A 26,355-nucleotide genomic window follows, 5' to 3' on the forward strand; every position below is an offset into this window, starting at 1 on the left:
GCGCGCTGGACTGGATCTGCGACAGGTGCGTGGAGGCGCGCTGGTAGAGGGCGACGAGTTCGTCCGCTTCGGCCCCGGACAGTCGGCGGCGTACGAGGACATCCAGACGGTCCCACTCCGCTCGGTGTGCGGAGACGAAGACATCGAGATCCATGTGGAGAGCTTGGCAGATCGTGCGCACCGGGCGGCAGACTGTGCGGAGGGCGGCGGGCAGCCGTACGGGATGCTCGCCGTCCGGCGGGCGAGGGGAGGACGGGTCCGGGTGAGCGAACTGGTGACGGGTGACGCCGTCGTGCTCGGTCTGCGGCCCGCCCGTCTGCCGAGCCGCGCGCTCGCCGTACTCGTCGACCTGGTGCTGGCGTGGACGGTCTACGTGGTGCTGTCCCTCGTGCTGCTCACCGCCACCTCGTCGTTGGACACGGCGGCACTGGCGGCGGTCCAGGTGGCGCTGTTCCTGCTCGTCCTCGTCGGCGGGCCGATCGCGGTGGAGACGCTCAGCCACGGACGTTCCCCGGGCAAGGCGGCCTGCGGGCTGCGCGTGCTCCGGGACGACGGCGGGCCGGTGCGTTTTCGGCACTCCCTCGTACGGGGTGCGCTCGGTGTCGTGGAGATCCAGCTGTCCTTCGGGGTGATCGCCTGTACGGCGTCGCTGGTGTCCGCGCGCGGGAGGCGGCTGGGTGACGTGTTCGCGGGCACGCTGGTCGTACGGGAACGGGTGCCCGCCGCGCGCGCGGTGCGGGTGCCGCCGCCACCGCCCGCGCTGGTGGGACGGTTCCGCGGGGTGGACCTGTCGCGCGTACCGGACGGGTTGTGGCTGGCCGTACGGCAGTTCCTGACGCGGGCCGGGCAACTGGACGCCGCCGTGGCGGAGTCGATGGCCCGGCGGCTGGCCGCGGACGTCGCGGCGTGCACGGGGGCTCCAGTGCCTCCGGAGGTGCCCGCGGGGGCGTATCTCGCCGGGGTGGTCGCGGAGCGGCAGGAGCGGGACGCGCGGCGGGCGTTCGGGGCGGGGCCGGGGCACGACGGGTGGCCCGCGGCTGCGGAGGCGCGCGGAGTGGCGCGGGAGGCCACGCCGAAGGGTCCCCCGGTGACGGGCTTCGCTCCCCCGGCGGGTGAACGGCCCGGCTCCGCCGCCGTGTTCACGCCCGCGCCGGGGGCCGGCAGCGGTACGGCGGGCGGAGCCGAAGTGGCGCCGGAGCCGCGTACGGGGTTCGTCCCGCCGTCCTGAACCGCGTACGCGTGACCGCCGGTCCGGTGCGGGGTCTCAACCGAAGGTCGAGGGCGGGGACTCCAGCTCCTCCAGCTCCAGCCCCGGCGCGGCGAGCACGACGTCGCCGGCGAGGTGGACCGCGTGCTGCTCCCCCGTCTCCAGGTCGTTGACCTGGTAGTTCTCCACGACGAGCGGGCCGTTGTCAGTGCCGTGTGTTTCGCTTTCGAGGAGCGCCCAGGACTGGTCGAGGGTGCGCGGAGCGAGCACGGGGGAGGCGAAGGTGACGAGGCGTACGCGGGTCGCGGGGGCACCGGGGGCGGGACGGAGCAGGCGGGCCGTCGCCACGAGGAAGGCGGGCGACGTGCCGGTGAACGAGTGCGCGGGGACGTTGCCCTCCTGCGCCTCGGCACCGGTGGGGTCGCTGCGGACCCAGGTGACGCCGTCGAGCGCCGCGCCGCGCACCTGCCAACCGGAGGCGTGGAGTTCCATACGGATCGGGCGCCCGAGAGCGTCAAGAGTGAGGTCGACCGATCCCGCGTGCTCGCCGGTGGTGCCGGTGAGCTGGGAGACGTAGCGCCACCCGGAGGGGCCGGTGGCGCAGTGGAAGTGCTCGTCACCGAGAGGGGTGTGGTCGTGCGGGTCGTGGAGCGAGTAGCGGCCTCGTGGCATGGGTGGACTGTACGGCGGCGGGTGCGGTGGGCCTGGCGGCGGGCACGGCGGTACGCGGCCGGGATCCGCACGGGCGCGGGTGCGGCCACGGAAACGGCGGCACCGCCGCGTGACGCGGTGGTGCCGCCGGTGCCCGTGCGCCGTCCGACCCCGGCCGGGCGCTGCGCGCCGACCGGGCGGGCGGGTGCGGTCAGCCGCTCAGTAGCGGTAGTGGTCCGGCTTGTAGGGACCCTCGACCGGGACGCCGATGTACGCGGCCTGCTCGGGGCGCAGCTCGGTCAGCTTGACGCCGAGCGCGTCCAGGTGGAGCCGGGCGACCTTCTCGTCGAGGTGCTTGGGCAGCACGTAGACGTCAGTCGGGTACTCCTCGGGCTTCGTGAACAGCTCGATCTGGGCGATCGTCTGGTTCGCGAAGGAGTTGGACATCACGAACGACGGGTGGCCGGTCGCGTTGCCGAGGTTGAGGAGGCGGCCCTCGGACAGGACGATGAGCTTCTTGCCGCCGGGGAAGGTCCAGGTGTGCACCTGGGGCTTGACCTCGTCCTTGACGATGCCGTCGATCGCGGCCAGACCGGCCATGTCGATCTCGTTGTCGAAGTGGCCGATGTTCCCGACGATGGCCTGGTGCTTCATCCGGGCCATGTCCTTGGCCATGATGATGTCCTTGTTGCCCGTCGTGGTGACGAAGATGTCGGCCGTCTCGACGACCTCGTCCAGCGTGGTCACCTGGTAGCCGTCCATCGCGGCCTGGAGCGCGCAGATCGGGTCGATCTCGGTGATGATCACGCGGGCGCCCTGGGCGCGCAGGGACTCGGCGCAGCCCTTGCCGACGTCGCCGTAGCCGAAGATGACGGCGGTCTTGCCGCCGATCAGGACGTCGGTGGCGCGGTTGATGCCGTCGATGAGGGAGTGGCGGCAGCCGTACTTGTTGTCGAACTTCGACTTGGTGACGGCGTCGTTCACGTTGATCGCCGGGAAGAGGAGGCTGCCCGCGGTGTGCATCTCGTAGAGACGGTGCACGCCGGTGGTGGTCTCCTCGGTGACACCGCGGATCTCGGACGCGAGCTGCGTCCACTTCTGCGGGGTGTCGGCGACCGTACGGGTCAGCACCTCGAGGATGACGCGGTGCTCGTCGCTCTCCGCCTCGGTGGCGGGGTCGGGTACGACACCGGCCTTCTCGTACTCGACGCCCTTGTGGACGAGGAGCGTGGCGTCGCCACCGTCGTCCAGGATCATGTTGGGACCGCCGGTCTCGGCGCCGGGCCAGGTCAGCGCCTGCTCCGTGCACCACCAGTACTCTTCGAGCGTCTCGCCCTTCCAGGCGAAGACCGGTACGCCCTGGGGCGACTCGGGCGTGCCCTCCGGGCCGACAGCGATGGCCGCGGCGGCGTGGTCCTGGGTGGAGAAGATGTTGCAGGACGCCCACCGCACCTGGGCGCCGAGCGCGACCAGCGTCTCGATGAGCACGGCCGTCTGCACCGTCATGTGCAGCGAGCCGGTGACGCGGGCGCCCGCCAGCGGCTGCTGCGCGGCGAACTCCTCACGGATCGACATGAGGCCGGGCATCTCGTGCTCTGCCAGCTGGATCTCCTTGCGGCCGAAGGCCGCGAGGGACAGGTCGGCGACCTTGAAGTCCTGCGTGGTGGAAGTGACAGTCGTCATGCGGGGCTGCTCCTCGGGATGTCGAGGTGTCGGGCTTTCGGGTCCGTGCTGCGGCGCGGGAGGCGGACATGCGGCGTACGACGCGGTCAGGGCGTCGACGGGCACACGTCTCCCTGGGTCACAGCGCAGTCCGTCGGAGGCCCTCTCTCCCTCGGAGGCCCGTGTCCCGGGCCGCCCGACCGCCATCAGCAGCGACGTCTGTGCTCTACGAATCTACACCGCTCATCCAGTCGAGCGGATTGCCTACGGGTTGTTCAAGGGCGACCATGGGTCGGTTTTCGGCCCCGGTACCGCGGCTCGTAGGGTCGTTGACTCATCCTCCCCCGTCGTCGAGCCGGTTACGCAAGGAGTAGACACGTGACGAGTCCCCCCGACCCCCGCGACGAGACGGGGAAGGAGGCCGAGCCCCGGCTGAGGCTGCTCGCCGTGACCGCGTGCCCCACCGGCATCGCGCACACGTACATGGCGGCGGAGAAGCTGGCGAAGGCCGCCGAAGCCCGTGGCATCGGCATGAAGGTCGAGACCCAAGGGTCGATCGGCGCCGAGAACGTGCTGACCGACAACGATGTCAGAGAAGCGGACGGCATCATCATCGCCGCCGACAAGGACGTCGCCCAGGACCGCTTCGTGGGCAAGAGGGTGCTGGTGGTCGGCGTGGCCGACGGCATCAGCGACCCGGGCGGCCTGATCGAACAGGTCCAGCGGGCACCCGTACTCGGCGAGGATTCCGGCAGCGGCGGACGTACGGGCTCCGGGGCGGCGGCCTCCGGGGGCTCCGGCGGGGCCGGGGACAAGCACAAGGGCCGGAGCGTCGGCTACAAGGCGCTGATGAACGGCGTCTCGTACATGATCCCGTTCGTCGTCGTCGGCGGCCTGCTGATCGCGGTGTCCCTCGCGCTCGGCGGCGACCCGCAGGCCGACGGCGGTCTCGTCATCCCCGACGACTCGTTCTGGAAGCACGTCAACGACATCGGTGTGATCGGCTTCACGCTCATGGTGCCGATCCTGTCCGGCTACATCGCCTACGCGATCGGGGACCGCCCCGCGCTCGTGCCGGGCATGATCGGCGGCTGGATCGCCAACACCGGTGAGCTGTACGACTCGGAGTCCGGCGCCGGTTTCATCGGCGCCATCGTGACCGGCTTCCTCGCCGGGTACCTCGTCCGGTGGATCAAGAAGGCGTCGGTCCCGAAGTTCGTGCAGCCGGTCATGCCGATCATCGTGATCCCGATCGTGGCGACGTCCGTACTGGGACTCTTCTTCATCTACGTCATCGGCCGCCCGATCTCCTGGGTCTTCGAGAACCTGACGGACTGGCTCGGCGGGCTCACCGGCAGCAGCGCGGCGCTGCTCGGCGTCATCCTCGGGCTGATGATCGCGTTCGACATGGGCGGGCCGGTCAACAAGACGGCGTTCCTCTTCGGCGCGGGACTGGTCTCCAAGAACCCGGAGGTCATGGGCATGTGCGCCGCGGCCATCCCGGTGCCGCCGCTCGGTCAGGGCCTGGCGACACTGATCCGCCGCAGGTACTTCGACGACGAGGAGCGCGAGACGGGCTACGCCGCGCTGTTCATGGGCTTCTTCGGGATCACCGAGGGCGCCATCCCGTTCGCGGCGGCACGCCCCGCCCGGGTGATCCCCGCGAACATGCTGGGCGGCGCCGTCGCCGGTGCCATCGCGGGCATCGGCTCCGTCGAGGACAACGTGCCGCACGGCGGGCCGATCGTCGCGGTGCTGGGGGCGATCGACGGGATGGCGGTGTTCTTCCTGGCCGTGATCGTCGGTACGGCCGTGACCGGTGTGACTACCATCGCGCTCATGTCGCTCGGACGGGACCAGGCGCGTGCCGGTGCCGGGTCCGGGGACGGTGGCGAGCGCGGTACGGCGGCGGGTGAGGACGTACGGGCGGCCGAGCCGGTCCCGGCGACCGGCGGCACCGGGACGGCCACCGCGACCACGACCGCGACTGCGACCGCCACGGCTGCGGCCCCGACCACCGCCACCGGAACCGCCACCGGAACCGCCACCACGGCGGAGGCACCCGCGCCGGAGGAGACGGCCGCGACGGACGATGCGGAAGAGGCCGAGGTGCTCTCCGGGCATCTCACGCGCGACACCGTCAAGGAGGAGCTGACGGCGACCGCCAAGGAGGCCGCCATCCGCGAGATGGCCGAACTCCTCGCCGCCAGCGGCCGCGTGACCGACGTGGACGCGCTCGTACGGGCGGCGCTGGCCCGCGAGGAGCAGGGCACCACCGGCCTCGGTGAGGAGATCGCCATCCCGCACGCCAAGACGGACGCAGTGTCCGCGCCCGTCGTCGGCTTCGCGCGTTCCACCGAGGGGATCGAGTGGGGCGCGCTGGACGACACGAAGGCGCGGCTCGTCTTCATGATCTCCGTCCCGGAGGCGGCTGCGGGCGACGAGCACCTGCGCATCCTGGCGCTGCTGTCGCGGAAGCTGATGGACCCGGGCTACCGGCAGCGGCTGTTGGACGCACCCGACGGCGGCGCGATCCTGTCGGTCCTCGGGGAGATCCGCTGACGGTCGCGGGCGGCAGCGGAAGGCCCCGGGCCGGTGGTTGAGGTACGGGACTGGTGCTTGAGGTACCGGACCACCGGGAGCGACGGAGGCGGCGCACGGCAGAAGCGGTGAACGGCAGAGGCGGTGCGGGTGCCCGAACGGGCCCGCACCGCCTCCGTGTTCACCTCACACGCCGAGGTTGACGCCGCGCGCGTGGCGCACCGCGCTCGCGCCGCCGCTCACTTCTCCGGAACGGCACCCGCGTCCGTACCTGCACCCGCGACCGCGTCCGCGTCGCCCGCGCGCAGCAGGTCCGGCTCCAGGTAGATGACCCGCGCGATCGGCACGGCGGCCCGTACGCGCGCCTCCGCGTCGTTGATCGCGTGCGCGACCTCCGCGGCGGTGTCGTCGTGCTGGACGGACACCTTGGCGGCGACGAGGAGTTCCTCCGGGCCGAGGTGCAGCGTCCGCATGTGGATCACGCCGGTGACGGTGCCGCCGTCGACGAGCGCCTCACGGATGCGTACGACCTGGCTCGCGTCCGCCGCCTCGCCCAGCAGCAGCGACTTGGTCTCGGCCGCGAGCACGATCGCGATGATGACCAGCAGGACGCCGATGCACAGCGTGCCCACGCCGTCCCACACCCCGTCGCCGGTGGCGAGCGCCAGGCCGACGCCGCCGAGCGCGAGGACCAGGCCGACGAGCGCGCCGAGGTCCTCCAGCAGCACGACGGGCAGCTCGGGCGCCTTGGCCCGCTTGATGAACTGGGCCCAGGTCAGGGACCCCCGTACCTCGTTCGACTCCTTGATGGCCGTACGGAACGAGAAGGACTCCGCGATGATGGCGAAGACCAGGACGCCCACGGGCCAGTACCAGTGCTCCAGTTCGTGCGGGTGCTTGATCTTCTCGTAGCCCTCGTAGAGGGCGAAGACGCCGCCGACCGCGAAGAGGACGACGGAGACGAGGAAGCTGTAGACGTAGCGTTCGCGCCCGTAGCCGAACGGGTGCTCCTCGCTCGCCGCCTTGGTGGCCTTCTTGCCGCCGACGAGGAGCAGCGCCTGGTTGCCGGAGTCGGCGAGGGAGTGGACGCCCTCCGCGAGCATCGACGACGAGCCGCTGAAGGCGAACGCCACGAACTTGGCCACCGCGATGGACAGGTTGGCGCCCAGCGCGGCGACGATCGCCTTCGTTCCGCCTGATGCACTCATGTCGAGGAGGGTCCCTTTCTCCGTGCGCCCCGTGTCCTGTCGGCCACGGCGGGCGCCCTGTGTCGTACGGGCCGTGCGCGCGGCGGTCGGGCCGCCGCGCCTCGAACGGTCGGTCGGTCAGACGGCCACCGTCGCGCGGAAGATCGTACCTTCACCGGACACCTGGAGCCGCTCGCTCGCGCCGGCGTACGCCGACTGCCCGCGTTCCAGGGCGAGTTCGGCGCCGCTGTCCGTATCGCGCAGGACCACGCGGCCGTCCGTGCACAGCAGTACGCGGGGGGCGCCGCCCGGCAGCGCCTGCGGGCCGCCGTCGGCCACGGGCAGCAGCCGGGACAGCCGGAACTCCCCGACGGGCGCCGCGTACACCTCCTCACCGCCGTCCGCCTCGGGGCGCAGGAGGTGCGGCGGGCCGCTCTCGAAGCGGACCACGCGCAGCAGTTCGGGTACGTCCACGTGCTTGGGGGTGAGGCCGCAGCGCAGCACGTTGTCGGAGTTGGCCATGATCTCGACGCCGAGCCCGTCCAGGTACGCGTGCGGCACGCCCGCCCCGAGGTAGAGCGCCTCGCCGGGCTGGAGACGTACATGGTGCAGCAGCATCGCCGCGATGACGCCGGGGTCGCCGGGGTAGTGCCGGGCGAGGGAGGCGTACGGCGTGTACGGGTCGCGCGCGCCGGAGCCGCCCTCCTCCGCCGCGAGCCGTTCCAGGGCAGCCGCCACCCGGGCGACCGTGGCGGCGACCACGTCCCGGTCGGCGGTCAGCACCGCCGTGAGCACCTCTCGCAGGGCGCGGTCCTCGGGGCTGGCGCGCAGGATGTCGACGTACGGCGCGAGCCCGTCCACGTCGAGCCCGGCGAGCAGCGCCGCGGACTCCGCCGCCGGGCGGAAGCCGCACAGGCCCTCGAACGGGGTGAGGGCGCAGAGGAGTTCGGGCTTGTGGTTGCGGTCCTTGTAGTTGCGGTGGGGCGCGTCGACCGGCACGCCGCGCGCCTCCTCCGCCGCGAACCCCTCGGCCGCCTGCGCCAGGTCCGGGTGCACCTGGAGGGAGAGCGGGGAGGCGGCGGCGAGCAGCTTCAGCAGGAACGGGAGGCGGGGGCCGTAGGCGCGTACGGTCGCGGCGCCGAGTTCGCCCTCCGGGTCGGCGGCGATCACGTCGGTCAGCGGCACCGGCCCGGCGCCCCGGTCGAGGTGCGAGGGCGCGCCGGGGTGGGCGCCCATCCACATCTCGGCCTGGGGCTCGCCGGTGGGGGCGACGCCGAGGAGGGTGGGGATGGCGGTGGGCGAACCCCAGGCGTAGGGGCGCACGGTGTTCTGGAGGAGGTCCATGGGTGCAGGCTTCCTGACTGGTGGCGGTCCGCGTCCGCCCCCGGTGCTCCGGGCGGGCGGTACGGGCGCGCGGGGGCGTGCCCGTACGGGGGTCGCGGTACGGGGCGGATGAGGGTGAGGTGAAGGGGGTGAGGGGCGGCGGCGGGTCAGAACGCGGACGTGCCGCCCGGGTCCGTACCGGCGCTCGCGCCCGTGGCGAGCCGGAGGTAGACGGCGGCGAAGTCGGCGGTGGCGATCAGCTCGGCCGCCGCCTCCAACGGCCCGCTGTCGGCGGCCGGTTCCAGCTCGCTCAGCGGGACGTCGTGCGCGTACGCGAGGTCGCGCGCGGTGACGACGGCGGAGTCGGCGTCGGGGGCGTGCTCGCGCAGCAGCACGATCCGCGTGTGCAGCGACTCGGCGTCCTCGACGCGGTCGCGGAAGAAGTCGTCCGCGTCGCCGCCCGCCCCGAACGCGCCCGTGAGCAGCGCGCCCTGCCCGTCCAGCGCCTCGGGCAGCTCCGCGGCGAGCGCGGGCCGCCCCGCGAGGGCGGCGAACGTCGTGGCGCAGTGCCGCGCGGCCGCCGCCGCGACGGGGCCCTCGCTCCACAGGAGCGGGAGGGCGCCCGCGAGTTCGGCGGCGAGGGTCTTGCCCGAGTTGCTGTCGGTGTCGACGACGGGGCCGCAGCGCTCCGCCGTACGGTCCAGCCGGTCGGCCATCGCCTGGAGCGCCGAGGGCGGAGCGGTGAGCAGGCCGAGCCGGTCGCACAGGGCGAGCAGCGGCGTGAGGAGCGCCCAGAGGGTGCCGGGGGTGACGACCGGGGGCGTACGCCAGCCGGAACCCGCGCGCCCGGGGCCCGCAGCCGTGTCGGCGGAAGGCGCGTACGGCACGGGCCCGTCGGCCAGCGGAACGGTCAGCCCGCGGGTCTGCGTCGTGGCCTCCGCGACGCTCGTACCGGCGGGGGTGACGGAGACGACGGTGCAGCCGCGCCGGTACGCCTGCTCCAGCAGCGTCTCCAGGCCCGGCTCCTCGCCGCCGGGTGTCGCGACCAGCAGCAGGTCGAGCGGCCCGGCCCAGCCCGGCAGGGTCCAGGCGAGCGCGGCGGGCGCGGCCAGCGCGCCGGTGGGACGCAGCAGCGTGACGGGCACGCCGCCGTTGCCGAACGCCCCGAGCAGGTCCGCGACGCAGTGCGTGACCGGCCCGTACCCGGCGACGAGCACGGCCCGCGGCCGTCCGTCGGGGCGGAGCGCGGTGACACCGGCGTCGTCGGCGAGCCGGATCGCCGTACGCGTACGGGCACCGGCCTCGGCCACGCCGTGCAGCAGGCCGTGCGCGTCGGCTCCGACCAGCGCGTCGGGGTCGTCGAACAGTGACTCGTCGAGCATCCGGTGGGTGCCTCCGTTCGGGCGCCGGTCCGTGCGGGACCGTCAGGCGGGGCGGCGGGCCTCGTCGACGAGGAGGACGGGGATCTCGTCGCGGACGGGGTACGCGAGGCCGCAGGCGTCGCCGGTGCAGACCAGTTCGCCGCCCGTGGCGCCGGTCGCGCTCCCCTCGGTCGCGCTCCCCTCGGCCGGTTCCTCGCGCAGCGGCGCGTGGCAGGCGGGGCAGGCGAGGATCTCCAGGAGCCCGGCTTCGAGCGGCATGTGGTGGTGTCCCTTCGGGAGCGGGCACGCGGGCGCGCGCGGCGGCAGTGGGGCCAGGGTACCGCCGCCCGTACGCCGCGCACCGCCCGGCCGACCCGCCCCGGCCGGGCGCCGTACGGCGGCACGGGCGGAGCGGGCCGCGCGGGTGCCCCGGCGCCTACGCGCCGATGAGCCCCAGCACCTCGTCCCGTACCGCCGCCACCGTCGCCGCGTCGCGCGCCTCGACGTTCAGCCGCAGCAGCGGCTCCGTGTTGGACGCGCGCAGGTTGAACCACCAGTCGTCGGCGGTCACCGTCAGCCCGTCCAGCTCGTCCAGCCCGACGCCGTCGCGGCCCGTGTACGCGCTCCGCACCGCCTCGACGCTGGCCGTCTGGTCCGCGACGGTGCTGTTGATCTCGCCGGACGCGGCGTAACGGTCGTACTGCGCGACGAGCGCCGACAGCGGCCCGTCCTGGCCGCCGAGCGCGGACAGCACGTGCAGGGCGGCGAGCATGCCGGTGTCGGCGTTCCAGAAGTCGCGGAAGTAGTAGTGCGCCGAGTGCTCGCCGCCGAAGATCGCGCCGGTGGCGGCCATCCGCTCCTTGATGAACGAGTGCCCCACGCGCGTACGCACCGGGACGCCGCCCGCCTCCCGTACGACCTCGGGGACCGACCAGGAGGTGATGCAGTTGTGGATGACGGTGGAGCCGGGGGCCTTGGCCAGTTCGCGGGCGGCGACGAGCGCGGTGATGGCGGACGGCGACACCGGATCGCCGTTCTCGTCCACGACGAAGCAGCGGTCGGCGTCGCCGTCGAAGGCGATGCCCAGGTCGGCGCCGGTCTCGCGGACGCGGGCTTGGAGGTCGACGATGTTCTTCGGGTCGAGCGGGTTGGCCTCGTGGTTCGGGAAGGTGCCGTCCAACTCGAAGTACATGCGGTCGAGTTCGACGGGCAGCCCGTCGAGGACGGTGGGCACGGTGTGTCCGCCCATCCCGTTGCCCGCGTCGACGACGACGCGCAGCGGGCGCAGGGACGCGAGGTCGACCAGTCCGCGCAGGTGGGCGGCGTAGTCGGTGAGTACGTCCCGCTGCGTGACGGTGCCCTCGCCGGCGGCGGCCGGGGGCGGTCCGGCGGCGGACCACTCCTCGACGAGCGCGCGGATCTCGGACAGCCCGGTGTCCTGGCCGACGGGGGCGGCACCGGCGCGGCACAGCTTGATGCCGTTGTACCGGGCGGGGTTGTGCGACGCGGTGAACATCGCGCCGGGGAGCGCGAGGCTGCCGCTGGCGAAGTACAGCTGGTCGGTCGAGCAGAGCCCGATCTCGGTGACGTCGACGCCGAGCCGCGCGGCGCCGCGGGCGAAGGCCCGCGACAGACCGGGCGACGAGGGGCGCATGTCGTGCCCCACGACGATCGCGTCCGCGCCCACGACCCGCACGAACGCGGCGCCGAACAGTTCGGCCAGCCCCTCGTCCCACTGGTCCGGCACCACACCGCGGATGTCGTACGCCTTGACGATCTGCGACAGATCAGCAGCGGCAGCCATGCAGCCCTCCCGGAGTCCTCGACGGAGAGCCCAACCTACCGGCCGCCGCGCCGCCGTCCCCGTCCAGGTGCGGCGGGCCCCGCCGAGGGCGGCGGAAGGAGGAACGGGTCAGGGCTCCGGGGAGCGGAGGATGCGCAGGTGCCCGCGCCGGGCGACCTCCATCGGGTCCGCGTCGCGCCCGCCGGGGCCGACCGGGCCGGGGGGCGGGCGGTCGCCCTCGTCGCGTGGCGTGCGGCTGCGGGCGGCCTCGCGTACGGCGTCCGCGAGCGCTTCGAGGTCGTCGCCGCTGGGCCGGGGCGGGGTGGTGTCGAGGGCGAGCCGTACGACCTCCCAACCGCGGGGGGCCGTCAGCCGCTCGGAGTGCTCGGCGCACAGGTCGTAGCAGTGCGGCTCGGCGTACGTGGCGAGGGGGCCGAGGACGGCGGTCGAGTCCGCGTAGACGTACGTCAGCGTGGCCACGGCTGGGCAGCCGCACGCGGTGCGCGAACAGCGACGTACAGGACTCACGACGTTGGACGGTACCGCACTCCTGAGCGGGCCGCGACGACTCCGGGGCACGTCACCTTGCCGTGTCGTCCCCGTATGCCGGTTTCCGCCGTACCGGAGGGCCGGGTACCCGGGGGGCGTACCGGCGGTAAGGGGTGGCCCGGGGGACGGCGGGGGCGCCGGGGAGCGGTGCGATCCGGACGTACGGGGCCGCCGGGGCGCGGACGCGGCGCCGCCGGACGCTAGGCTCGGAGGGATGACCGACCCGGCCCCTCCCCCACGCCGCCCCGCCGCCCCGGCCCGCCGCCGTGACCGGCACGGGCGCGGCATGCGCGGGCCGGTCGCGCCGCCGCAGGTGCCGCTGGCGATCAGCCGGGGTGAGGCCTTCGACGACCTGGTGCGCGACTCGGCGGACCGGCTGGAGCGGCACTGGCCGCAGCTCGGCGGCATCGACTTCGCCGTCCAGGAGGTGCCGCGCGGCGACTCCGGGGAGCTGGACGACGCGGGCGCCGTACCGCTCGGGCGGCTCGTCCCGGCGCACGGGGACGCCCCGGACCGGGTCGTGGTCTACCGGCGGCCGATCGAGATCCGTACGAAGTCCCGCGACGAACGGGCCCTCCTGGTGCACGAGGTCGTGGTCGAGCAGGTCGCCGAACTCCTCGGCATGGCCCCGGAGTCCGTCGACCCGCGCTACGGCCAGGACTGACGCGCCCGCGGGCCGTCCCGGGCCGACGGCCCGCCCGCTCAGTCCGTCAGCACCGACAGGTCCTGGCCCGCCTCCGGCACCGCCACCGTGCCCCGGTCGTCGGGCAGCGTCTGCACGGTGAACGCCGGTACGCCGTCCGCCTTCACCTCCAGCGTCCGCGCCGCGTACACCTCGCCGCCCGACTCCCGCTCCACCGTCAGCGCGTACGTGCCCTTGCCGCCCGTGGGGAGCGGCGGAGTGACGGCCGTCGTGGTGCCCGCCTTCACGGCGTACGTCGCGGTCTTGGGCGAGCCTCCGCCGCTGCCCGCCGACGCGGTGACCTTCACCGTGGCCGCCTCACCGGGCGCCGTGAGCGAGAGCGTCCCGCCCTTGGACCGGTTGTCGGCCACGGTCGCCCGCTCCTCGACGGGGACCGTCGCCGGGATGAACGCCGTCTCCTGCTTCGCGCCCTTGCCCCGCGTCACCCGCAGCGCCGCCACGAACGGGGTGGTGTCGCCCTTCTCGGACGGCGTCAGCACGAGCGAACCCGGTTCACCCTTGGTGACGTCCCCCAGGTCGACGGCGTTGACCTCGCCCGGCTTCAGGTGCAGCGTCTCGTGCCCGGCCGGGGTGATCTGCCCGGACCGGCCCGCGAGCCGCACCTTCAGGTCGGCGTCGTCCTGGCCGGTGGTGAGCGCGACGAGGCGTACGGCGGTGGCGTCGGCGGGGATGCCGGGCAGTACGGCCGTACCGCGCGGCACGCCCGCGGCGGGCAGCCAGTCGCCGCCCAGGTCGTCGTCGACGGCGTGCACCTGGGCGCCGACGCGGCCCGTACGGACGACGGCGTGGACCGCGAGGTTCGTCTCCGGGTCCGGGGTGAGGGTGGACAGCAGCACGGGCACCGTGGAGCGGGGCGGGACGGTGATCTCGCGCCCGCTCTCGGAGGTGACGCGACCCCCCTTGCCGTACATCTCCAGGTCCACGACGGCCGCCGTGTCGTCCGGGTTCGTCAGGTGCGCGTAGTCGTGCCGCTCGTCGGCGGTGCTGGCGGCCGGGAACCAGAAGTCCGTGTCGGCCTCCCCGCAGGCGGTGCCGTGCAGGCCGCGGCCGATGCCCGCGCTCACCGAGGTGGTCTGCTGCACCGTCCAGCCGGGCGCGAACGAGCCGTCGGCGGAGCCGAAGAGGGCGGGCGCGTCGGGGCTGTCGGTGTCGGTGACGACGGGGGTGCCGGGGGCCTTCAGGGGCAGTACGGACTTGGCGGAGCCGCCGTCCTCGCCCTTGTCCTCGTCCTTCTTCTTGTCCTTCTTGTCCTTCTTGTCGTCGCCGCCCGGTGTCGACGGGTCCGCGAGGTCGGCGGGCAGCAGCCGGGCGCCGCCCTTGCCGTCGCCCGCCTCGCCCTTGGGCGTGAACGCGGTGTAGTCCGTCGTCGCCAGCTCCGACTCGGACGGCTTGGGGCAGACCAGCGTGGAGCGCTCCACCGGCAGTCGCTGGGCCGCCGACGCGCCGTCGTCGGCCCCGTCGTCGGGAACGGTGAGCGCGCCGACCCCGGTGACCGCGGCGAGCGCGGTGACGACGCCGATCAGGGTGAGGGTGGTGCGGTTCACTGCTGCTCGCTCCTGTTCCCGTACGGGGTGCCGTCGTGGTCGGCGGGGTCGTGGCCCGCCTGCTGCGGGTCGTAGCCGTACGGGTCACCGGGCGCCGCGTACGGCTGCTGGCCCTGCTGCCCGTGCTGCGGCTGGCCCTGCTGCGGCCAGTCGCCGTACGGCTGCTGCTGCCCGTAGGCGTCGTACGCGCCGTACCCGCCGCCGTGGTCCGCGCCCACGTACGCGCCGCCCTGCCGCTGCGGGTCACCGGCGGGCTCGTACGGCGTGCCGTACGCCGGATCGTACGGCTGCGCGGGGTCGTACGGCTGCGTGCCGTACGGGGCCCGCTGGCCGTACGGGTCGTACGCCTCGTCGTAGCCCGGCTGCTGCTCCGGCACGTACGGCGCGGCCTCCGGGGGCGCGGGCTGCTGCCGCGCCTCGGCGGGCTCCGGCTCCGCGCCGCCCCCCGCCTCCGGCGCGTCCGGGCCAGGAGCGCCGTCCGGCGCGTCCGTCGGCTGCGCCTCCGCGCGCGCGGCCTCCGCCGCCGCGCGCAGTCGCCGCGCGCGCCGCCCCTCGCCCGCCACCGGCTCCGCCGGGACGGCGGCGGCGACGGCCGCCTCGCCGTCCTCCGGCAGGTCGTCGTCGACCTCGCGGCGGCGGCCGGGCAGCGCCAGGACGACCGCGACGACCGCGAGCAGCGCCTGCGTCCACACCCACGCGGTGTGCGCGAACGGCGTCTCGTACGTCAGGTCCAACCGGCCGCCGGACGTGCCCAGTTCGAAGCCCTGGGCCCAGCCGTCGACGGTGACGGGCTCCAGCGGCTTCCCGTCCAGGGTCGCCTGCCAGCCGTCGTCGGCGGCGTCCGCGACGCGCAGCACGCGCCCGTCGGGGCCGGACGGCACGTCCGTGTGCGCCTCCACCGGGCCCGCGGCGACGGCCACCGGCTTGGTCACGCCGCCCGCCGCGCCGTCCTTCTCCGCGCCCGGCACCACGGAGACCCGCGACACCTGCGCCTCCACACGCCACAGCGCGCTGCCGTCCTCCTGGCTGAGCCGGGTCAGGCCGGGGGTGGCGTCGAGCGTACGGCTCATGCCGCGCGGGGCGCCGTCCCGCACGAGGACGTAGCGCACGGCGTAGCCACCGAGCTGCGCCGTCTGGTCGGCGCCGGAGCCCGCGACGAGGTTGGCGACCACGTCGCCGAGGCGGTCGTCCGCTCCGTCGGCGGCGGCGAGGTCGGCGTCGCCGAGGCGGGCGCCCGAACCGCGTACCAGCGTGTACGACACCCCGGTCACCTCGTCGCCCGCGGCGTCGTCGCCGTCCCGTTCACCGGCGAGCACCAGGGTGCGTGCCTGGTCGCGCGTCTCGCTGTCCGCGGCGACGAACGCCGGGACCTGCACCGGGTCGCGCCGCGACAGCGGCCCGTCCGCGCCGTCCGTCATCCAGCCGACGGCGGCGATCAGCGGCGCCGCCACGGCCGCCGCGGCGATCAGCGCGGCGACCGGCTGCTGCCAGCCGAAGCTGCGGGCGGCGACGCGCTCCTTGGCGCCGTCCGCGCCGACGGCGGCGGCCGACAGCAGCGCGAGGCCGTAGACGAGGGTGGCCGGACCGGCCCAGCCGGAACCGTTGCTGAGGGCGGCGAACAGCAGGCCCGTCAGCGCCACCGCCCAGGCCGCGAGGGTCGCCTGCCGCCGGTCGGCGCGCAGCAGCGCGGCCAGCGCGGCCAGCAGGACGCCGACGAGCAGCAGCCCGCCGGGCGTACCGGGGCCGCCCGGCGTGAGGGTCAGCAGGTCGAGCGCGTCGGCGGCGCCCTCCCCGTACGGCAGCCCGGCCTCGTCGAGGAAGCGCGACGGGCTGCCGAACAGCGTCAACGACCAGGGGGCGAGCAGCAGCAGCGGGGTGAGCAGCACGGCCAGGGCGCGGAGCCCCGTCGCCAGCAGCGCGTCGGTCTCGCCACGGCGCAGTACCAGCAGCGGCAGCCACAGCACCAGCGCGATGGGCCACACCACGGGGGTGAAGGCGGTGGTGAGGGTGAGCAGCACGGCGTACGCCCAGGCCGCGCGCCAGGACGCGCGCCCGCGCAGACCGCTCGCGGCGACCGCCGCGCGCCCCAGCAGCGGCAGCACGATCGCCAGCAGCGCCGTACCGATCCGGCCGCCCGCGAGGGCGCCGGTGGCGGCGGGCAGGAAGGCGTACGCGACGCTGGCCCAGGCCCGTACGAGCCGGGACGCGGCCAGCGGGCGGGACGCGAAGTACGCGCTCAGCCCGGCCAGCGGGACCGAGCAGACGAGCAGCAGGGTGAGCGCGGAACCGGTGCTGCCGAGGAAGAGGGTGGCGACGGCGGCGACGATCGCCAGGTACGGCGGGGCGCTGCCGGTGCCCCCCACGCCGACGGCGTGCCAGCTCTCGGTGACGCGCGCCCACAGGTCGGACGCGTCCGCCGGCGCGGGCAGCAGCGCGCCGCCCGCGAGCGCGCCCCCACCGAGGAGCCCCCGGCAGGCGACGAGCGACACCAGCAGCAGCACCGCGAACAGCAGCGGCGCGGGCTTGTGCGCGATCCGCTTCAGCCGGGCGAACTGCTCGACGTCCAGGAAGTCGGCGTCCTCGTCGCCCGGCCCCGACTCGACGGCGCCGTGCCGTCCACCGGAGGAGAGTTCGGGTTCGGAGCGGCCGCCGAAGTTGCTCGCGACCTGCTCGACGGTGGCCCGTACGGTCGCGCCCGGCGGCGGGAACAGGGGGCGCAGGTCGCCGTGGGCCACCACCGCCTTCCCGCGTCTGCGCCGGGCCGCGACGATGCGCTCCGGGCGCAGCAGCGTCCCGTACAACCCGGCCATCTCGTCCAGCGCCTGCCGTGGCACCTTGCCGACGAGGTACGCGAGGGTGCGCAGGTACGTGCCGAGGAACAGCCGGAGCAGCACCCAGGGCAGCACGGCCGTACGGGAGTTGGCGAGCAGCGTGTAGACGGCGGCGGCCTTGTCCACGCGGTGCGGGCTGGCGCCGCCGCTGCGGCCCACGCAGTCGACGGGGCGGCGCTCGCGCGAGGCGGCCTCGGCGTGCCGTACGACGGCGTCGGGCACGACGAGCACCCGGTGCCCGGCTGCCTGCGCGCGCCAGCAGAGGTCGACGTCGTCCCGCATGAGCGGCAACCGCCGGTCGAAGCCGCCGAGTTCGTCGAAGACGTCGCGCCGCACCAGCATCCCGGCCGTCGACACGGCCAGCACGGGCCGTACGTGGTCGTGCTGGCCCTGGTCCTGCTCGCGCCGTTCGATGCCGGTCCAGCGGCGCCCGCTGTGGGCGATGGTGACGCCCGCCTCCAGCAGCTGCCTGCGGTCGTACCAGCTGCGCAGCTTGGGCCCGGCGATCATCACGGTGGGGTCGGCGTCCACGACGCGCAGCAGCTCGGAGAGCGCGTCGGGCTCCGGCGCGCAGTCGTCGTGGAGCAGCCAGAGCCACTGGACGGGTTCGCCGTGGGGCAGTTCGGGCATGTCGTACGCGTCGTCGCGCCAGGTGCGGGTGACGGGGTCCCAGCCGCTGGGGCGCTTGAGGTACGGGAGGTCGTCGGGCGTCAGCACCCCGGCCGTACGGGCCGCCTCGTCGACGGCGGCGCCGAAGCCCGAGCGCCGCGCGAGGTGGAGGACCCGGTCGGGGCCGAGGGCCTCGGTGAGGATCTGCGCGGAGTCGTCGGCGCTGCCGGTGTCCGCGGCGACGACGTTCTGCACCGGGCGGTCCTGACCGACGAGTCCGGCCAGCGCGTCGGGCAGCCAGCGGGCTCCGTCGTGCGCGACGAGCACGGCGGTGACGACGTGCCGCGGGAAGGCGGGGGGATCGACGGCGACCGCCGACCCTGCTGTGGCCGCCTCGTGTTGGGCCGCCGAATGACTGTGCACGGACATCGAGGTACGGGCCCCGTTTGGGTGGACTGCGGTGGACGCGCGCCCTGGGGAGCGGACACGTCTCGGACGGTGCCCCACACTAACGGCTCAGTGCCGGGCCGCCGCCTGCGTCCGCACAAAGATCCGACCCGGGGCGGCCGGTGCCCGTACCGGCCCGACTCCCGTCACGTCCCGCGTCACATCGCGGCTTTTTTCAGCCGCCGCCGCTCACGCTCGGACAGGCCGCCCCAGATTCCGAAACGCTCGTCGTTGGCGAGCGCGTACTCCAGGCATTCGGAGCGCACCTCGCAGGAGAGGCAGACCTTCTTGGCCTCGCGGGTCGACCCGCCCTTCTCCGGGAAGAACGACTCGGGGTCGGTCTGGGCGCACAAGGCGCGTTCCTGCCAGCCGAGCTCCTCTTCCGCCTCTTCGACGAGCAGTTGGTGGAACAGCTCCGTCATGCGCGCGCCCCTCGTCTGTCTTCGCTTCCCCGTGATCCAGTCGTTATCAATTCCGCTTGAACGACACGAGTGAAATTACAAGTGCGCCGATCCGGGGCAGTCAAGCGAGGATCTGCTATTGGGACTGTTATTCACTCTGCGGAACCAAGACGAAGCAGAAAGTGTTCAAATCTCCACAAACTATGACAGTCGCGCGGGGTCGACGATCAGCGCGCCCCTCCCCTACCGGGGAACGTGACGGAAGTCCGCCCGGTTCCACACCGCACACGGGAGCGACGCCGATCACGGCGGGATCACAGAAGCACAACGGCGCCGGAGGACGCGGACGTTGCCCCGTCTTTCCGCGGAAGGGCATGAACAAACCTTTCTCCGCGCAGCGTGACCGGAAGCGGTGAACCCGCGCCGCCAAACGCGCCGCCGGTTGACATCCGTCCCGCCCGTCCGGTCTGCTGGAGCCATGCCTCTGCCCCGCTCGCTCAGCCAGGCCCGCCCCTGCGGGTCCCTTCGCGCTGCGTACGGGGACTGCTGTCGCGAGTGTTTCCGCGGCCGCCGCTGTCGCTGCTGTTGAGGTCCACTCCAGCCGCCACCGCGTAGCCGCACTCCGCGCACCCCGCCCGTTCCGCCGCCGTCGCCGCACACCCGTGGCGCGGTCCGGCGACCCGGCCGCGCGACCCCGCACCCCGCCCCGCACCCCGGGGGCAGACGGGCCGCGCCACCCCGTTCCGCGTCACGTTCCGCACCTCCAGCGAAGGCCCACCCGTGAACAGCGACATCCAGATCGGCGGCGACCTCCTCGCCGTCGCGCACCTGCTGCCGCCCGCCCCCGAGCACCCGAGCACCGTCTCCGGCTTCGCCGGGCTCGCCCGTACGATCGCCGCCGACCGTGACGCGTGGGCACCCCTCGTGCGGTACGACGCCGTCAGCCGCTGGTACCACCGCCTGCGCACCGGCCCCGGCTACGAGGTGTGGCTGCTCAGCTGGCTGCCCGGCCAGGGCAGCGGCCCGCACGACCACGGCCCGTCCTCCGGCGTACTGACCGTCCTCGACGGCGAGTTGACCGAACACGCGGGGGCGCCCGCCGGGGAGCCGGGCGCCACCACGCGCGTACTGCGCCCCGGCGCGCAACGGGTCTTCGCCCCCGGCTACGTGCACGAGGCCGTCAACACCGGCCTCGAACCGGCCGTCAGCCTGCACGTGTACTTCCCCGGCCTCACCGAGATGCCCATGCACCTGCCGCACTGCTCCGCCACGGGCCGTACGCCGCTGGCCGGTTCGACCACGGGCTGACGTCCGGGCCACCCCTCAGTGCTTCAGCCTGCGGCTGAGATTCCCGGCCGTCGCCCGACCACCACCCCTCAAAGCCCCAGCCTGCGGCTGAGATGCTTATGGCATGCAGCGCATTGTGGTTCTGGCCGGGGGTGTGGGTGGCGCGCGGTTCCTGCGGGGGTTGCGGGTCGCCGCGCCCGACGCGGACGTCACCGTCATCGGGAACACCGGCGACGACATCCATCTCTTCGGCCTCAAGGTCTGCCCCGACCTCGACACGGTGATGTACACCCTCGGCGGCGGCATCGACGAGGCGAAGGGCTGGGGCCGCGAGGACGAGTCGTTCCGCGTGAAGGAGGAGCTGGCGGCGTACGGCGTCGGGCCCGGCTGGTTCGGGCTGGGTGACCGGGACTTCGCCACCCACATCGTCCGTACGCAGATGCTGGGCGCGGGCTACCCATTGAGCGAGGTGACGGCCGCGCTCTGCGCGCGCTGGGAGCCCGGGGTACGGCTGCTGCCGATGACCGACGACCGGGTGGAGACGCACGTGGCCGTCGACCTGGACGGGGAGCGTCGGGCGGTGCACTTCCAGGAGTACTGGGTGCGGCTGCGGGCCTCCGTCGAGGCGCACGCCGTCGTACCGGTCGGCGCCGACCAGGCCAAGCCCGCGCCCGGCGTGCTCGACGCGATCGCCGAGGCCGACGTCGTCCTGTTCCCGCCGTCCAACCCCGTGGTCAGCGTCGGCACGATCCTCGCGGTGCCGGGCATCCGGGAGGGCATCGCGGACGCCGGGGTGCCGGTCGTCGGCCTGTCCCCGCTCGTCGGGGACGCGCCCGTGCACGGCATGGCCGACAAGGTGCTCGCCGCGATCGGCGTCGAGGCGACGGCTGCGGCGGTGGCCCGCCACTACGGTTCCGGGCTGCTCGACGGCTGGCTCGTGGACACCGTGGACGCGGGGTCCGTACCGGCGGTGGAGGAGGCGGGCATCCGGTGCCGCGCCGTGCCGCTGATGATGGACGGCCCCGAGGCCACCGCGCAGATGGCGCGCGACGCGCTGGCCCTGGCCGAGGAGGTCCGCGCGTGAGCGGCCACGGACGGGACACGGACGGGCGGGACGCGGGCGGACAGGGCACGAGCGGGCAGGACGGGGGCGTGGCGGGCGCGCCGAACGCGTACCGCGTGTGGGCGCTCCCCGGCATCCCCGAGGTCCGGCCGGGCGACGACCTGGTGCGGCTCGTCGCGGAGGCGTCCGTGGCGGAGGGGCTGCCGGGCCTGGCCGACGGTGACGTGCTGATCGTCACGTCGAAGATCGTCAGCAAGGCGGAGGGCCGGGTCGTACGGGCCGCCGACCGGGAGGCGTCGATCGACGCGGAGACCGTACGGGTCGTCGCGCGGCGCGGTCCGGCGCGGATCGTCGAGAGCAGGCACGGCCTGGTGATGGCGGCGGCGGGCGTGGACGCGTCCAACACCCCGGCGGGCACCGTGCTGCTGCTGCCCGAGGACCCCGACGCGTCGGCCCGCCGCCTCCGGGAGGGGCTGCGCGCGGCGCTCGGCCGGGACGTGGGGATCGTCGTCACGGACACGTTCGGGCGGCCGTGGCGCGAGGGCCAGACGGACGTGGCGATCGGTGCGGCCGGGGTGCGGGTGCTGGAGGACCTGCGGGGCGGTGTGGACGCGTTCGGCAATCCGCTGGGTGTCACCGTCACGGCGGTCGGGGACGAACTGGCCGCCGCGGGCGAGCTGGTGAAGGGCAAGGCGGACGGGCTGCCGGTCGCGGTCGTCCGCGGCCTGGGGCGGCACGTGGCGCCGGACGGCCCCGAGGCCGTCCCGGAGGGCGGGGCGCGGGCGCTCGTGCGGGAGGCGGCGCACGACATGTTCCGGCTGGGCACGTCGGAGGCGGTACGGGAGGCGGTGACGCTGCGCCGTACGGTGCGGGAGTTCACCGCCGAGCCGGTCGACCCCGGTGCCGTACGGCGCGCGGTCGCGGCGGCCGTGACGGCGCCCGCGCCGCACCACACGACGCCGTGGCGGTTCGTGCTGTTGGAGTCGGCCGGGGCGCGGCGGGAGCTGCTGGACGCGATGCGGGACGCCTGGGTCGAGGACCTGCGGCGGGACGGCAAGAGCGAGGAGAGCATCGCGAAGCGCGTACGCCGCGGCGACGTGCTGCGCAACGCCCCGTACCTCGTGGTGCCCTGCCTGGTCGCGGACGGCGCGCACGCGTACCCGGACGCGCGGCGGGCGGGTGCGGAGCGCGAGATGTTCGTCGTGGCGAACGGCGCCGGTATCCAGAACTTCCTGGTGGCGCTGGCCGGTGAGGGGCTGGGGTCGGCGTGGGTGTCGTCGACGATGTTCTGCCGCGACGTCGTGCGCCGCGTGCTCGACCTGCCCGCCGACTGGGACCCGATGGGCTCCGTCGCCGTGGGCCACGCGGCGGCGCCGCCGCGCGAGCGGCCGCCGCGCGACGGCGCGGACTTCGTCACGGTGCGCTGAGGGGGGCGCGCGCCCGTGCCGTCCGCGTACGGGCGCGGGCACCGGCGCGCGTCAGAGGCGCGCGATGTCCCCGCGCGGGAAGCGGGGCGCGCGGCGCGGCGGGGTGCGCCCCGTGGTGAGGATCAGCCGGGCCGCCCGGTGCCGCTGCCCCTCGTACGGTGCCAGCAGCTCCAGCATCCCGGCGTCGTCCGTGTCGCGGCGGCCGGTCAGCGCGTAGCCGATGATGCCCGGCAGGTGCAGGTCCCCGACGGTCACCGCGTCGGCCGCGCCGTTGCTGCGTTGCAGGGTCTCGGCCGCCGTCCACGGGCCGACGCCGGGGATCGCGCACAACCGGGCGACGGCGTCCGGGAGTTCCATGGCGGCGGCCTCCTCCACGCGCCGGGCGTGCCGGGCGGTGCGGAGGACGGCCGACGCGCGCTTGTCGTCGACGCCCGCCCGGTGCCACTCCCAGGAGGGGATCAGGCACCAGCCGCGCGCGTCGGGCGGCACGTACATGTCGTCGGCCGGTCCGGGCGCCGGTTCGCCGTGGCGGCGCAGGAGCAGCCGCCAGGCGCGGTACGCCTCCTGCGTGGTGACCTTCTGTTCCAGGATCGACGGGACGAGGGACTCCAGCACCAGCCCCGTACGGGCCAGCCGCAGCCCCGGGTGCCGCCGGTGCGCCTCGCGCGTCAGCGCGTGGTGCGGGACGAACGCCGCCGGTTCGTCGTCCGCGCCGAGCAGCGCGGGCAGCCGGTCCAGCGCCCAGTCGGCGCCGGGCCCCCACGCGTCGGCGCCGACGCGGCCCGCGCCGTCCGGCGCGACGCGCAGCGTCACCGGCCCGGCGGGGGTGCGGCTGGCGCGCCAGACGGCGCCGCCGCGTACCCGGAACGCGGGGTCGTACGGGCCGCGCCCCAGTACGCGCAGGGTCCGCCCCAGGTCGTACGGGCCGCCGGGGTCCCAGGCGCGGCGCGCGGCGGCGGCCTCCGTACGGGGGCCCGGCAGGGCGCCGTCCGGCGGCTCCCGGCGGGGCGCTCCGCGGCCCCGGCTCATGTCACCGCCGCCTCACTGGTCCGAGGAGAACCGGACCGACCCGGCGGCCAGTTCCGTACCGCACCAGACGCGGATACCGGCGCGCAGCTCGTTGTCCGCGCCCACCACCGCGCCGTCGCCGACGACCGCGCCGTCCAGCACGGCGCGCGCGCCGACGCGCGCGCCCGCGCCGACCATCGACTCCCGTATCCGGGCGCCCTCCTCGACGATCGCGCCGTCCAGCAGCGTGCTGCCCTCGACGCGCGCCCCGTGGCCCACGACGGCGCCCGCGCCGACCGCCGTACCGCCGGTCAGCTTCGCGTCGACGGCGACCTCCGCGCCCTCCAGCACCAGGCTCTCGCCGTGCCGCCCCGGCACGGCGGGCGACGGGGCGCGCCCCAGCACCAGGTCCGAGGAGCCGCGGACGAACGCCTGCGGGGTGCCCAGGTCCAGCCAGTACGTGGAGTCGACCATGCCGTGCAGGTGCGCGCCCTCGGCCAGCAGCCCGGGGAAGGTCTCGCGTTCGACCGACACCGGCCGCCCCCGCGGGATGGTGTCGAGGACGGCGCGGTCGAAGACGTACGCGCCCGCGTTGATCTGGTCGGTGACGATCTCCTCGGGCGTCTGCGGCTTCTCCAGGAACGCCGTCACGCGCCCGTCCGCGTCCGTGGGCACCAGGCCGTACGCGCGCGGGTCGTCGACGCGGGTCAGGTGCAGCGACACGTCGGCACCGGAACGGGTGTGGGTGTCGACGAGCGCGCGGATGTCGAGGCCGGTGAGGATGTCGCCGTTGAAGACGAGCACCGGGTCGCCGGGCGCGGACGACAGCCGGGAGGCGACGTTGCGGAGGGCGCCGCCGGTGCCGAGGGGCTCCTCCTCGGTGACGTACTCCAGGTGCAGACCGAGCCGGGAGCCGTCGCCGAAGTACGGCTCGAAGACCTCCGCCAGGTACGAGGTCGCCATCACCACGTGCTCGACGCCGGCCGCCCGCGCGCGGGCCAACTGGTGGGTGAGGAAGGGGACTCCGGCGGCGGGCACCATCGGCTTCGGAGTGTTCACGGTCAACGGCCGTAGCCGGGTGCCCCGGCCGCCGACCAGAAGGATCGCCTCCGTGCCAGCTGCTGCTCCGACCTGCATAGATCCCCCAGTACGGCCGGGCTTCGCGTGGAGCGCCACCCGGGGCTGCCGATTGCTTCCGGGTGATTCTGCCCCACGCGGGCCCGTGCCGTGCCCGCCGCGCTCCCCGGCCGCACCGGGGCGGGCCCGCCTCGGGCGGCCGGGGAGCGGGGTCCGCGCGGCCCCGCGTCAGCGGCCCTGGAGGCGGCCCGCCGTGGCGCGGATGGTGCCGAGCTTCGCGTAGAGGCGGGCCCCCGGGCACTCGGTGTTGAATCCGTCACGGTGGCCCGAGACGGTGTTCATCCGGACCCGCTTGCCCTTCGCGTACTTGCCGCCGCCGGACGTCATCGTCGTCTTCCCGCGGACGTCGGCGCCGTACAGCCCGAGCTTCCACGCCGTCAGCTTCGCGACGCCGTCCAGCGCCTGCTTCGACGGCTGCGACGAGCCGAACGAGCCGAGGACGGCGACGCCCATGGTGTTCCCGTTGAAGCCGTACGTGTGGGCGCCCTGCACGGGCTCGGTGACGCCGCCCGCGCGGCCCTCGTAGATCTTGCCGCACTTGTCGACGAGGAAGTTGTAGCCGATGTCGCGCCAGCCGCTGCTCTTGACGTGGTAGCGGTAGATGCTGCGGATGATCGACGGGGACTGCGAGCAGCTGTAGTCGTTGCCCATCGCGGTGTGGTGGACGAAGGCCATGCGGACGGTCTTGCCGTACGCGAAGTTCTTCTCGCGGAGGCGCTCGTCCGCGCCCCAGCCGCTGCGGGTGACGATGCCGGGGCGGGGGCCGACGTGGTCGCCCGCGTCGGCGAACTCGATGCCGAGGCCGCGGGCCGCCGCCTCCGCGCTGGTCTGCGCGCGGTCGAGCGGCGGGATGAGCGCGCCACCCGTCTCGCCGCCGGGTTCGGCGGCGCCCGACGCGGTGTCCGTGGTGCCCGGGTCGATCAGCTCCAGGCGGAGCCCGGCGGGCAGCGCGGCTCGGGCGCCACCGGCCCGCGCGGCCTTCTTCACGGCCTCGCCGTCCGTGGCCTCATGGGCGTCCCCGGCGCCCGGCACCACCCGTACCTGCACCCCGTCGGAGGGGCCGACCCACAGAGGCGCCGTCGCGCCGCGCGCCGCGCCGCCCGTCCGCTCCTCGCGGCCGGGGTCGGGGGCGTCGCCGCTGTGCGCGTCGAGGTCGTGCCACCGCGACCAGCGGCCGGTCCCGGCGGTACGGGTGCGCACCTGCACGCGCCCGTGCAGCTCCGCGTCGGCGTCGTCCCAGACGACGCCGAGCAGGGAGAACGGCTTGACGGTACGGGGTGCGAGCCCCGGTGCGGCCTCGGCTCCCGTACGGGGGCCGCGGTCGGCCGACGGGGCGGCCAGCGGCAGCGACTGGGTGCTGCCCTCCTGGGCCGTGTGGGGCGCGCCGCCCCCGGTACCGGCGGAGGCGGGGTTCACGGGGGCGGCCGCGGCGGTGGGGACGGCGGGGAGGACCGGGGTCAGCAGCAGGGCGGCGGAGGTGAGGGCGCCGAGCGAGGAAACGGAGAGTACGCGCATGACACGGATAATGGACATATATGTTCATAGCTGTCCATTCGGGAACTGACGCACCGTCGCCCCACCGGCCCGCACCGGCCCCTCCCCGCACGGCCGCTGACGCCCCGTCGGCCGCGTAC

21 protein-coding genes (1 of these 21 running past the window's edge) are annotated in these 26,355 nt (G+C 74.7%); 6 read left to right on the forward strand and 15 right to left on the reverse strand.

Translation table 11 applies throughout. The annotated features are described in order from the left end of the window. Positions 1–154, reverse strand: the 5' end (the start) of a protein-coding gene (locus D7M15_RS10145) for a stage II sporulation protein M (RefSeq protein WP_121517210.1). 848 nt of this gene lie to the left of the window's left edge; the window shows 154 of its 1,002 coding nt (coding positions 1–154); the start codon lies at positions 152–154; its stop codon lies beyond the left edge, outside the window. A 108-nt stretch (positions 155–262) separates the two neighbouring features. On the opposite strand from D7M15_RS10145, the gene D7M15_RS10150 reads away from it, so the two are divergent. Further along, entirely contained in the window at positions 263–1,228 is a 966-nt protein-coding gene (locus D7M15_RS10150; protein WP_121517211.1) for an RDD family protein, read from the forward strand. Positions 1,229–1,264: 36 nt separating this feature from the next. Here D7M15_RS10150 and D7M15_RS10155 read toward each other — a convergent pair whose 3' ends face one another. Both D7M15_RS10155 and ahcY read right to left on the reverse strand, forming a co-directional pair. Then, positions 1,265–1,879 (reverse strand): hypothetical protein, encoded by a 615-nt coding sequence (locus D7M15_RS10155; protein ID WP_121517212.1) that lies wholly within the window; start codon positions 1,877–1,879, stop codon positions 1,265–1,267. Between the two features lie 198 nt (positions 1,880–2,077). After that, on the reverse strand, positions 2,078–3,541 hold the full coding sequence (gene ahcY, locus D7M15_RS10160) for an adenosylhomocysteinase (protein WP_121517213.1): 1,464 nt from the start codon (positions 3,539–3,541) through the stop codon (positions 2,078–2,080). A gap of 357 nt (positions 3,542–3,898) precedes the next feature. Between ahcY and D7M15_RS10165 the strand changes: the two genes are divergently transcribed. Next, positions 3,899–6,082: a fructose-specific PTS transporter subunit EIIC gene (locus D7M15_RS10165; protein ID WP_121517214.1), complete on the forward strand. Its 2,184-nt coding sequence runs from the start codon at positions 3,899–3,901 to the stop codon at positions 6,080–6,082. Positions 6,083–6,300: 218 nt separating this feature from the next. On the opposite strand, the gene D7M15_RS10170 is transcribed toward D7M15_RS10165, so the two are convergent. From D7M15_RS10170 to D7M15_RS10195, 6 genes are all read right to left on the reverse strand, one after another. Next, positions 6,301–7,269, reverse strand: coding sequence for a cation diffusion facilitator family transporter (locus tag D7M15_RS10170; RefSeq protein WP_121517215.1), 969 nt, complete (start codon positions 7,267–7,269; stop codon positions 6,301–6,303). A 117-nt stretch (positions 7,270–7,386) separates the two neighbouring features. Next, positions 7,387–8,592, reverse strand: coding sequence for a mannose-6-phosphate isomerase, class I (gene manA / locus D7M15_RS10175; RefSeq protein ID WP_121517216.1), 1,206 nt, complete (start codon positions 8,590–8,592; stop codon positions 7,387–7,389). Positions 8,593–8,738: 146 nt separating this feature from the next. Then, the gene (locus tag D7M15_RS10180) at positions 8,739–9,953 is read right to left on the reverse strand and encodes an SIS domain-containing protein (protein ID WP_121517217.1); all 1,215 of its coding nucleotides are present in this window, start codon (positions 9,951–9,953) and stop codon (positions 8,739–8,741) included. Positions 9,954–9,995: 42 nt separating this feature from the next. After that, a complete protein-coding gene (locus D7M15_RS10185) occupies positions 9,996–10,211 on the reverse strand; it encodes a Trm112 family protein (RefSeq protein ID WP_121517218.1) in 216 nt (71 codons plus the stop codon). Positions 10,212–10,368: 157 nt separating this feature from the next. Next, the gene (locus D7M15_RS10190; protein ID WP_121517219.1) at positions 10,369–11,736 is read right to left on the reverse strand and encodes a phosphomannomutase/phosphoglucomutase; all 1,368 of its coding nucleotides are present in this window, start codon (positions 11,734–11,736) and stop codon (positions 10,369–10,371) included. A 108-nt stretch (positions 11,737–11,844) separates the two neighbouring features. After that, positions 11,845–12,294, reverse strand: coding sequence for a DUF3499 domain-containing protein (locus tag D7M15_RS10195; RefSeq protein ID WP_121517220.1), 450 nt, complete (start codon positions 12,292–12,294; stop codon positions 11,845–11,847). Positions 12,295–12,478: 184 nt separating this feature from the next. Between D7M15_RS10195 and D7M15_RS10200 the strand changes: the two genes are divergently transcribed. Next, on the forward strand, positions 12,479–12,928 hold the full coding sequence (locus D7M15_RS10200) for a metallopeptidase family protein (protein ID WP_121517221.1): 450 nt from the start codon (positions 12,479–12,481) through the stop codon (positions 12,926–12,928). Positions 12,929–12,966: 38 nt separating this feature from the next. On the opposite strand, the gene D7M15_RS10205 is transcribed toward D7M15_RS10200, so the two are convergent. From D7M15_RS10205 to D7M15_RS10215, 3 genes are all read right to left on the reverse strand, one after another. Beyond that, on the reverse strand, positions 12,967–14,511 hold the full coding sequence (locus D7M15_RS10205; RefSeq protein WP_121517222.1) for a DUF5719 family protein: 1,545 nt from the start codon (positions 14,509–14,511) through the stop codon (positions 12,967–12,969). After that, on the reverse strand, positions 14,508–18,380 hold the full coding sequence (locus tag D7M15_RS10210) for a glycosyltransferase family 2 protein (RefSeq protein ID WP_121517223.1): 3,873 nt from the start codon (positions 18,378–18,380) through the stop codon (positions 14,508–14,510). The genes D7M15_RS10205 and D7M15_RS10210 overlap by 4 nt, the downstream gene beginning before the upstream one ends. 176 nt (positions 18,381–18,556) lie before the next feature. After that, positions 18,557–18,820, reverse strand: coding sequence for a WhiB family transcriptional regulator (locus tag D7M15_RS10215; RefSeq protein WP_121517224.1), 264 nt, complete (start codon positions 18,818–18,820; stop codon positions 18,557–18,559). 759 nt (positions 18,821–19,579) lie between these two features. On the opposite strand from D7M15_RS10215, the gene D7M15_RS10225 reads away from it, so the two are divergent. The 3 genes from D7M15_RS10225 (at position 19,580) to D7M15_RS10235 (ending at position 22,576) form a co-directional block, all read left to right on the forward strand. Continuing rightward, on the forward strand, positions 19,580–20,107 hold the full coding sequence (locus D7M15_RS10225; protein ID WP_121517226.1) for a cysteine dioxygenase family protein: 528 nt from the start codon (positions 19,580–19,582) through the stop codon (positions 20,105–20,107). 103 nt (positions 20,108–20,210) lie between these two features. Further along, positions 20,211–21,170, forward strand: a complete 960-nt coding sequence (cofD, locus tag D7M15_RS10230) for a 2-phospho-L-lactate transferase (protein WP_121517227.1) — start codon at positions 20,211–20,213, stop codon at positions 21,168–21,170. Positions 21,171–21,238: 68 nt separating this feature from the next. After that, a complete protein-coding gene (locus tag D7M15_RS10235; protein ID WP_121520532.1) occupies positions 21,239–22,576 on the forward strand; it encodes a coenzyme F420-0:L-glutamate ligase in 1,338 nt (445 codons plus the stop codon). A 51-nt stretch (positions 22,577–22,627) separates the two neighbouring features. Here the strand turns inward: D7M15_RS10235 and D7M15_RS10240 are convergent, their stop codons facing one another. The 3 genes from D7M15_RS10240 to D7M15_RS10250 form a co-directional block, all read right to left on the reverse strand. Continuing rightward, complete coding sequence (locus tag D7M15_RS10240; RefSeq protein WP_240649218.1) at positions 22,628–23,605, reverse strand: DNA-3-methyladenine glycosylase 2 family protein; 978 nt, start codon at positions 23,603–23,605, stop codon at positions 22,628–22,630. 12 nt (positions 23,606–23,617) lie between these two features. Beyond that, a complete protein-coding gene (locus tag D7M15_RS10245) occupies positions 23,618–24,721 on the reverse strand; it encodes an NDP-sugar synthase (protein ID WP_121517228.1) in 1,104 nt (367 codons plus the stop codon). A gap of 168 nt (positions 24,722–24,889) precedes the next feature. Continuing rightward, a complete protein-coding gene (locus D7M15_RS10250; RefSeq protein ID WP_121517229.1) occupies positions 24,890–26,236 on the reverse strand; it encodes an N-acetylmuramoyl-L-alanine amidase in 1,347 nt (448 codons plus the stop codon). Positions 26,237–26,355: the final 119 nt, after the last annotated feature.

The sequence above is a fragment of the Streptomyces sp. Z26 genome (assembly GCF_003665095.1).
GTDB classification, from domain to species: domain Bacteria; phylum Actinomycetota; class Actinomycetes; order Streptomycetales; family Streptomycetaceae; genus Streptomyces; species Streptomyces phytohabitans.

Bases quoted from the DNA above. Each gene is read 5' to 3' on its own strand.
- D7M15_RS10215 (WP_121517224.1), bottom strand. From the start codon at position 18,820: ATGACGGAGCTGTTCCACCAACTGCTCGTCGAAGAGGCGGAAGAGGAG.
- D7M15_RS10155 (WP_121517212.1), bottom strand. From the start codon at position 1,879: ATGCCACGAGGCCGCTACTCGCTCCACGACCCGCACGACCACACCCCT.
- D7M15_RS10180 (WP_121517217.1), bottom strand. From the start codon at position 9,953: ATGCTCGACGAGTCACTGTTCGACGACCCCGACGCGCTGGTCGGAGCC.
- ahcY (WP_121517213.1), bottom strand. From the start codon at position 3,541: ATGACGACTGTCACTTCCACCACGCAGGACTTCAAGGTCGCCGACCTG.
- D7M15_RS10200 (WP_121517221.1), top strand. From the start codon at position 12,479: ATGACCGACCCGGCCCCTCCCCCACGCCGCCCCGCCGCCCCGGCCCGC.
- D7M15_RS10245 (WP_121517228.1), bottom strand. From the start codon at position 24,721: ATGCAGGTCGGAGCAGCAGCTGGCACGGAGGCGATCCTTCTGGTCGGC.
- D7M15_RS10250 (WP_121517229.1), bottom strand. From the start codon at position 26,236: ATGCGCGTACTCTCCGTTTCCTCGCTCGGCGCCCTCACCTCCGCCGCC.
- cofD (WP_121517227.1), top strand. From the start codon at position 20,211: ATGCAGCGCATTGTGGTTCTGGCCGGGGGTGTGGGTGGCGCGCGGTTC.
- D7M15_RS10170 (WP_121517215.1), bottom strand. From the start codon at position 7,269: ATGAGTGCATCAGGCGGAACGAAGGCGATCGTCGCCGCGCTGGGCGCC.
- manA (WP_121517216.1), bottom strand. From the start codon at position 8,592: ATGGACCTCCTCCAGAACACCGTGCGCCCCTACGCCTGGGGTTCGCCC.
- D7M15_RS10210 (WP_121517223.1), bottom strand. From the start codon at position 18,380: ATGTCCGTGCACAGTCATTCGGCGGCCCAACACGAGGCGGCCACAGCA.
- D7M15_RS10240 (WP_240649218.1), bottom strand. From the start codon at position 23,605: ATGAGCCGGGGCCGCGGAGCGCCCCGCCGGGAGCCGCCGGACGGCGCC.
- D7M15_RS10185 (WP_121517218.1), bottom strand. From the start codon at position 10,211: ATGCCGCTCGAAGCCGGGCTCCTGGAGATCCTCGCCTGCCCCGCCTGC.
- D7M15_RS10190 (WP_121517219.1), bottom strand. From the start codon at position 11,736: ATGGCTGCCGCTGCTGATCTGTCGCAGATCGTCAAGGCGTACGACATC.